This is a genomic window from Bradyrhizobium sp. STM 3809, from assembly GCF_000239795.1.
GTDB lineage: Bacteria > Pseudomonadota > Alphaproteobacteria > Rhizobiales > Xanthobacteraceae > Bradyrhizobium.
Map to the genome: position 1 here is coordinate 1 of NZ_CAFJ01000533.1, position 8,112 is coordinate 8,112.

8 protein-coding genes are annotated in these 8,112 nt (G+C 61.8%); 4 read left to right on the top strand and 4 right to left on the bottom strand.

Features of this window, described 5'->3' with window-relative positions:
- From BRAS3809_RS24620 to BRAS3809_RS24635, 4 genes are all read left to right on the top strand, one after another.
- The coding region (locus BRAS3809_RS24620; protein WP_035658207.1) for a TonB-dependent receptor at positions 1-2,150 on the top strand (2,150 nt) is incomplete at its 5' end.
- 231 nt (positions 2,151-2,381) lie between these two features.
- Positions 2,382-2,768: a DUF2946 family protein gene (locus BRAS3809_RS24625; RefSeq protein ID WP_052523485.1), complete on the top strand. Its 387-nt coding sequence runs from the start codon at positions 2,382-2,384 to the stop codon at positions 2,766-2,768.
- A 97-nt stretch (positions 2,769-2,865) separates the two neighbouring features.
- Positions 2,866-5,199, top strand: coding sequence for a TonB-dependent siderophore receptor (locus tag BRAS3809_RS24630; RefSeq protein ID WP_008964745.1), 2,334 nt, complete (start codon positions 2,866-2,868; stop codon positions 5,197-5,199).
- A gap of 40 nt (positions 5,200-5,239) precedes the next feature.
- Positions 5,240-6,070: a DJ-1/PfpI family protein gene (locus BRAS3809_RS24635; RefSeq protein WP_008964746.1), complete on the top strand. Its 831-nt coding sequence runs from the start codon at positions 5,240-5,242 to the stop codon at positions 6,068-6,070.
- A gap of 265 nt (positions 6,071-6,335) precedes the next feature.
- On the opposite strand, the gene BRAS3809_RS36805 is transcribed toward BRAS3809_RS24635, so the two are convergent.
- From BRAS3809_RS36805 to BRAS3809_RS36810, 4 genes are all read right to left on the bottom strand, one after another.
- The gene (locus tag BRAS3809_RS36805; protein ID WP_008964747.1) at positions 6,336-6,509 is read right to left on the bottom strand and encodes a hypothetical protein; all 174 of its coding nucleotides are present in this window, start codon (positions 6,507-6,509) and stop codon (positions 6,336-6,338) included.
- Positions 6,510-6,534: 25 nt separating this feature from the next.
- Complete coding sequence (locus BRAS3809_RS24640; RefSeq protein WP_008964748.1) at positions 6,535-7,050, bottom strand: MORN repeat-containing protein; 516 nt, start codon at positions 7,048-7,050, stop codon at positions 6,535-6,537.
- A 29-nt stretch (positions 7,051-7,079) separates the two neighbouring features.
- Positions 7,080-7,586 (bottom strand): TlpA family protein disulfide reductase, encoded by a 507-nt coding sequence (locus tag BRAS3809_RS24645; RefSeq protein WP_008964749.1) that lies wholly within the window; start codon positions 7,584-7,586, stop codon positions 7,080-7,082.
- Between the two features lie 23 nt (positions 7,587-7,609).
- Positions 7,610-8,112: hypothetical protein (locus BRAS3809_RS36810; RefSeq protein WP_201767125.1), on the bottom strand; the 503-nt coding region annotated here is incomplete at its 5' end.

An 8,112-nucleotide genomic window follows, 5' to 3' on the forward strand; every position in this document is an offset into this window, starting at 1 on the left:
CCTCACCGTCGGCGGCCCCCGCCGCGGCCGCGCCGTCCGGGGCGCCCAATGTCGGCTCCGGCGCGGCGCAGCCGCAAAGCATGGCGAGCGAGACCGTGATCCCCGGCGAAGAGATCAACGCGCGGCCGGCCACGCGGCCGGGCGAGGTGCTGGAGGCCGTGCCCGGGCTGATCGTCACGCAGCATTCCGGCGAAGGCAAAGCCAACCAGTATTTTCTGCGCGGCTATAATCTCGACCATGGCACCGATCTGGCGCTGTTCGTCGACGACGTGCCGGTCAACATGCGCACGCACGCGCATGGCCAGGGCTATGCCGATCTCAACTGGCTGATGCCGGAGACGATCGGCCGCGTCGACGTCCGCAAGGGCCCCTACTTCGCCGACGAGGGCGACTTCGCCTCGGTCGGCAGCGTGCATATCGGCCTGATCGACAGCGTGCCGAAGGCGATCGCGCAGATGACGGCGGGCAGCTTCGGCTATCGCCGCTTCTTCGGCATGGACTCGATGCATGTCGGCGACGGCAACCTGCTGATCGCCGGCGAGGCCGGTCACTACGACGGCCCCTGGACCACACCCGACGATGCCCAGAAGATCAACGGCCTGACGCGCTACTCGCAGGGCACGGCGACCGACGGCTTCTCGATCACCGGCATGGCCTATGCGAACCGCTGGACCTCGACCGACCAGGTTCCTGAGCGCGCCATAACCTCGGGCGATCTCGGCCGCTATGACGCTTACGATCCGACCGACGGTGGGAAGACCAACCGCTTTGCGCTGTCCGGCCGCATCGCCGGCACCGACGATGTCGGGTCCTGGAAGGCCAACGCCTATGCTGTGAAGAGCCAGCTCGATCTCTACAACGACTTCACCTATGCGCTCAGCAATCCCGTCTATGGCGACCAGTTTCACCAGCACGACGACCGGCTGATGCTCGGCGCCAACGCGTCGCGGACCTTGAACGGCAGCTTCGCGGGCCGGCCGATGGAGACGACGTTCGGCATCCAGACGCGCTACGACAACATCGCGCTGGCCCTGAGCAACACCCGTCAGCGGGTGTTGCTGTCCGACATCGATCCCAACACCACCGGCATCGTTCGCGCCGACAAGGTCGGCGAGGGCAGCGTCGGGCTGTATGTCGAGAACACCGTGCGCTGGACCGACTGGCTGCGCACCACGGTGGGCTATCGCGGCGACTACTACCAGACCCACGTGTACTCGCTCACCAACGGCAACAACACGGGCGACGCTTCGGCCAGTCTCGGCAGCCCGAAATTCCGCATGGTGCTCGGGCCATTCTATCAGACCGAGTTCTTCCTCGGCGCCGGCTACGGCATGCACAGCAACGATGCGCGCGGCGCGACCACGACGGAGGATCCGGCCGATCCGACAAACAAGCTCGCCTCCTCGCCGCTGCTGGTGCGCACCAAGGGCGCCGAGGTCGGGTTGCGCACGCGCATCATTCCGGGGCTCGACTCGTCACTGAGCCTGTTCATGCTCAACCAAGATTCGGAGATCCTGTTTTCCGGCGACGCCGGCGACACCGAGGCGAGCCGGCCGAGCCGGCGCTACGGCTTCGAGTTCACCAACCATTATCGCCCGGCGTCGTGGATCGACATCGACGCCGATCTGGCGATGACGCATGCCCGCTTCGTCGGCACCGACGACGACCAGGCGACAACCTATGCCCAGTTGGTCGGCCTGGGCGCGACAGCCGAGGTGCTGCGCGGCAATGCGCCCGGCAACTACATCCCCAACGCGCCGTCGATGATCGCTTCGGCCGGCATCACGCTCGGCGAAAGGACCGGCTGGTTCGGCGGCCTGCGCTGGCGCTATCTTGGCGCGACGCCGCTGACCGAGGACAATTATTTCCGCTCGACCGCGACCAGCGTCTTCAACGGCCGCATCGGCTTTCGCGACGCCAACGGCTGGCGCGTCCAGCTCGACGTACTGAACCTGCTCAACACCAAGGCCAACCAGATCTCGTACGGCTACGGCTCGCTGCTGCCCACGGACCAGCTTTACCAGGCGTGCTATCCCAACGGGGGGACGTCGAGCGTACCGGCCCAGGTCTGCCAGACCGGCGTGATGGACCGCATCCTGCACCCGATCGAGCCGCTGACCTTCCGTGTGACGGTGGCGGGAACGTTCTAGCGATCAACTGAATGGATCGACGCTGCCCTGCAAAAGGCGCGTCACGATTGAGACCGCCTCACCGGACTATCGATCTCGACGCTTCTGCCGGGCAGACGGCGTGGTATTTGAGATACAGTTGGCACGCCTTTTTGTCGGGTAGCTCCGTGTGCTGCTGAGCAAGAGTCCATCGCCGTCGACTCTCCTTTCGCCTCATGATTAGGTCTAAACGCTCCAACGAGGCAGTTTCTGGTGCGGCAACGGCTGCGGCTCCATCTCCCCGCTTTTGTATTGGCGCTGATGATGCAAATCATCGCGCCCATCGCGGCGTCGTGGGCAACGGCTTTGGCTGTCTCCGACCCGTTGGCCGCCTTCGGCGATATCACGATCTGCCATAGCGGTGCCGGGGAAGCCGGCGGGCAGCCTGACCAGACTGACCGCCGTATCCACGATGGTGTTTGCGCGCTGAGCTGCCTAGTGGCGCATGCCGGCGCATCGCTGGACACGCCCAAGATCGCGGTTGCCGCGCCCTCCAGGTCACCGTCGACGGTGATCTGGCACAGCATGGCCCTGGAGCTGCAGGGCTCACTGCGGGGCGAGCACGCAAAGGCTCGCGCTCCTCCTTCATCGAACTCCTGACTTTTCCAAAAATCGCAAGATCGTAGCGGCCTCTGGCCGTGATCGATGCTGTTGCCGACCGCTGGCGGGCCCGTGCGCCCGAGTTAGAGAGATTCACATGTTTCGCTTTCGTGCTCTGGGGGGCGTGAGCTTCGTTGCCCTCCTCACTGTCCCCGAAGTCGTCCTTGCCCAACCCACCGAGCTGCCCAGCGTGACTGTCCAGGCACCGGGCCAGCCGCGATCTGCTGCCCCGATCGTTGCCGGAAATAGGTCGGGCACCAAACAAGCCAAGCGCTCAAGCGCGAAGCCAACGGCACCACCCGCTGCGGACAAGCCACTCACAAATGCCCTTGGGACCTATAATCCAGCACTCGATTTGCCGGGTCTCAAACTCCCGCCGGGCACCACGCTGACGACCGCGGGGCCCGTCGATGGCTACCGCGCGCTCTCCGGGTTTTCCGCCACTAAGACCGCGACCCCGATCGAGCAGATCCCGCAATCAATCCAGGTGATCCCAAGGAGCGTCATCGCCGATCAGAACAATGTCACGGTCACCGAGGCCATCCAGAACGTCTCGAATGTGCAGGGAACGAATACGCTTGCGATCGGCACCACGGGGCCTTTTGGCCAGACTACCATTCGCGGTTTCCTTGCCCAACAATATCTCGACGGCATGTTCAACATGTACAACGTCGGCGACCGCGATTCACTGGTGAACGTGGAACGGATCGAGGTGTTGAAGGGGCCCAATGCCATCCTGTATGGCGGCGGGGCCGGCAGCCCGCTCGGAGGCGCCATCAACATCGTCTCGAAACTGCCGACCGACAAGGCAAGCCTGGAAACGGGCGTCACGTTCGGGTCGAAAAACTACGTGCAGCCATATTTCGACGTCAACCAGCCGCTGTCGGCCGACAAGACCGTGCTGTTCCGGTTCACCGGCACCTATACCTCAAACAACACATTCGTCGATGTCGTGCATCAGGACCGCTACTCGCTAAATCCGACGCTGACACTGACGAACAAGGAAGACACGACGCTGACGATCCAGGGACGGCTCTCGCGGCTCGAGCAGCAGGCCTACCAGGGCTTGCCGGCGGTCGGGACTGTCGCGGGCAGCTTCCGCCTCAATCCCGATCTCTACATCGGCCCCTCAGGCATTCCGAAGAGCTACAGCGAGGTCAAGAGCGTCACGGCGACCTTCGACCATCGATTCGATCCGATCTGGTCGTTCAACATCAAAGCCCGCTGGGCGGACCAGAACTTCGATCAGAGAAGCCAGACGACACTCAGCGCGGCACCAGATTTTCCACCAAGCACATGGGCCCTGCAGAATATCGAGCTCCTGCAGAAGCAGCGGGAGATCTCCGTCAATCCCAATCTGGAAGCGCGATTCAGGCTGGGACCGACCAACAACGTCTGGCTCGCCGGTGCCGACTACAGCCGCATCACGGATCGCGGTCACATGAACGCCGACGTCGGCGTTCTCCCGGTCGATTTGCTGAACAACCCGGTGTTTCCGACGCCGTACACCGATCCTACCGCGGCGTCGCCAACGTTTTTTTCGTATACCGACATCAACAGCGTCTACACCACAAAAGGTCTCTACACACAGTTGCAATCGACGATCTACGATCGGCTTCACATCCTCGCCGGCGTGAGGCTCGCGAGCATCAATATCGACTATGTCGAAAACTACCCGTTCAGTTTGGGCGTTTTTTCACCGACACAGTTCGGCTCCGACACGACCAGGGCCCTGCCCCGGTTCGGAGCGGTTCTCGATCTTGTTCCGGGACTCTCGGTCTACGGCAGCTATAGCGAAGGCATGCAGGCGTCGACTTTCACTCAAGCCTTGAACACCAACGTCCAGCCTGAAACATCGAAGCAGGTCGAAGGCGGCTTCAAGTTCAACATCAACGACCAGTTGACCGGCACCGTCGCCGCGTTCGACATTCGGCGCCAGAACGTGCCGGTCGTCATTGGCGTCGGCGTCGGGGCCCAGTCCGCGCAGGAATCCAAGGGCTATGAAGCCGACTTGATCTGGCAGCCCACCAGGAACTGGAAGGTGATTGCCAGCTACGGTCACACGGACGTCAGGTATTCCGACTCGAATACGGGAACGCCGCAAGGGAACAGGGTCCCCGGCGTGCCCGAGGATTCAGGCCGCTTCTGGGTCAACTACACCTTCGACTGGCCCGCTCTCAGAGGCTGGAGCGCCGGCGCAGGTGTGTACGTGGCGTCCTCGCAATACGTCGACAACTTCAATCTCTACAAGACGCCAGGATACTTCACCGTCGATGCCAAGATTGCTTACGAGACCGAGCACTGGCGGGCGTCATTCAACGTAAAGAACCTGACCGGCCAGAAATACTTCGTGCCCTTCACCTGGTTCGGCGGCCAGGTGGCCCCCGGCGACGGCCGCGCATTCTATGGTACGCTTTCCTATCGATACTGATATCGCCGTCGCGCCTCATCGCCGTCACGGGAGTAAACGAATGATCACGAAACGAGATTTGCTTCTCGCCTCCGCCGCAGGCCTCGCGGGGGCGGGCCTGCGGTCCGCCCAGGCCACCGAGGTTGCGGCCGGGACGACGACCGGCCACGATATGTCGCAGGTGCCTGCGAGTTGGATGGGGAAGGAGCAGATTGCGTTCCTGATCTATCCGGAGTTTACGGCACTCGACATGGTCGGGCCTCACGCCATGCTGACCGGGCTTCTCGGCGCGACCACTCACATCGTCGGCAAGAGCAGGGATGTCGTGAAGAGCGATACAGGGCTCGCATTTCAGCCGAGCGCGAGCTTCGACGAGTGCCCGCTGGACCTGGATATCATCTGCGTCCCCGGTGGGGCGACCGGCACACTTGCCGCCATGCAAGACGACAGCACGCTCCGCTTTCTCAAGGATCGCGGATCGCGTGCCAAGTTCGTCACCTCGGTCTGCACGGGGTCGTTGCTGCTGGGCGCGGCCGGACTTCTCACCGGCTACAACGCGACCTCGCATTGGGCGACAATCCCGCTGTTGAAGCTGTTCGGCGCAACGCCGAGCGACGACAGGATCGTCCGCGACCGCAACAGGATCACCGCCGGCGGTGTTACATCGGGGATCGATTTCGGCCTCTCGCTGGTCGGGCAGCTGCGCGACAGGCAATATGCGGAGTGCGTCCAACTGATGGCCCAGTACGCTCCAGAGCCTCCCTATGACGCGGGAACGCCCGCCAAAGCTCCGGCCGAAGTCACGAAGATGATGACCGACATGTTCGTCGACTTCAACAAGCAGGCCGAAACGATCGGCCGAGACGTTTATCCGAGATATCGCGATGGCTGACGCCGAGCAGAGGACGGAGCTACCAACGAACTGCCTTTGTCCTGATCTAGATGGCTCACAGCGAGTCGTTGGGGAAAGGACCGCTGCCGACGATAGTAGCGCTCGGCAGCGTCAGGACCTTTTTACAAGGCGCCCAGCAAGCTTGGTAAACGCAAGGCTGCTCGCATGCTCCCAACGTACCAGCCTGGGCACCCGATATGCGCGATGCCCGCCAATGCCGTGGTTAGCCGGAGCGTCCTTCAACGCTTCAGCCGACCAGTTCACCTCAGCGGCAAACTTTGACGTACACGCAAATCTTCTTGAAATTCTCCCAGCGGCACTGCTGCTCCATACGGCAAACCTTCGGTTTTTCGCCCGGCTGCGCCGCATGTGCCGGGATTGCGCCAACCATCAAAGCTGACGTCACAATCGTGAGTGTGAGCACAGCCACCAACTTCATGAATTGCTCCTCTCGGCCCTTTTGCTTAGCGACACGCCGACGGCGCTACCGCAAAAGCGAACTTTCGTCCATTATCGGTCAGGCAGCCATCAATCCAGACCCCCTTTGCCACGCCCTGGAGCGTGACGAGCGTCCCCTCACCGTACGGCTTACCCTTGCGGAACTGTCCCTCGTAGCGGGCCGCCTGCAAAGTCAAGATACCATAACCCTCCGGCTCACCGCTGGCGAGCGTGCCCTCGTAGCGTCCCGTATACCAGTCCTGGGTGCCCCGCCCCTCTTGGCGACCCGCTTTCCAACCTCCGTCATCCTTCTCGAAGATCCGACCGCCCCGGAGCCACCGCAGCGTTCCGGTGCCATCTGCAAGTCCATTGACGCAGTTACCTGACCAACTGGCGGTCTCGTCGGGCAGTGGATGAGGATTCCAAACCTTACAGCCTGTCCCAGGATCGGCAACGAAGGCTCCCGGCAGATTCGACTGTGCCGCGGCCATAGACGGCCAAAGCAATATCCCAATCAGCGCGCCGACGGCTACTCGCGCCATTCGCCAACTCCCGCTCTCGTCCGCGCCGCTCAATGCGGAAGCAATGGCAGCACGACGTCGCGCAACAGCTGATCGCGGACATCAATGAACTTGTCTTTTACGACGCCATCACGATCGATCACATAGGTCACCGGAAAACCTTCTGGTGGCCCAAACCCGTCTTGTGAAATGCGATCCAGGGTAGACGTTGGGTAGGCCAACGTCCCACTGATCTTGCGCATCTTGCTGAAGTCCTCCGGACGATCGGCGCTGATACCTATGACCTCCAATCCTTGTTCGTGATAGCGCCGATAGAAGGCATTAAGAATGGTCATTTCCTTCCGGCAGGGCGCGCACCATGTCGCCCAGTAGTTGATCAGCACGACTTTCCCGCGCAGTCTACTGAGATCAAAGGTCTCACCTCGGAGCTCGGACACGACCAGAGGCGGCGCGGCCTCGTCGATCACGGGGGCGGCAGAAGCCGTCCCCCACATCGCCACCGCCAGGAGGCCGGCGAGGACGCCCCTCTTGCGCCCGCATCGCGCTCTGATCAACATTCCGTTCCCCGGTCGATCCAAGTCTAGAAATTGTAGCTTGCTACGGTCTTGAACATGTATGGCGCGATGAGCTGGCCCTGGCTGCCATTGTCGTTGATCGCAGCATTGGTCCGATAGTAGATCGGAATCTCCACATCGACATAGAACTTGAAGACCCGCTTGTGTTCCTCGTCGACCACTTTCGTGAACTCAATGCCCGGAGAGATCATCAGGCGATCAAAACCAGTATTGAGCGGATCAGAGGCGGCGCCGCTATCACGTTGCCGATGCGAAGCGATGACTTGGACCAACGGCGCGATCTTGTCAAAGCCGAGAACATTGTAGAGATTGTTGTAGACGATGCCAGCCGCGCCATCGATCTGATAGCCGGGCTTGTAGAGCTCGTTAAGTCCCGAGTCAGGATTATATGCAGATTGATACAGAAATGGCTGCTGCCACCTGATTTGCGAAAAATATTGCCAGGCATTGTCGCCCGTAATCATTCCACGATGGAAGACGCCGAGAATGAGGTCGGTACTCCCCGAGC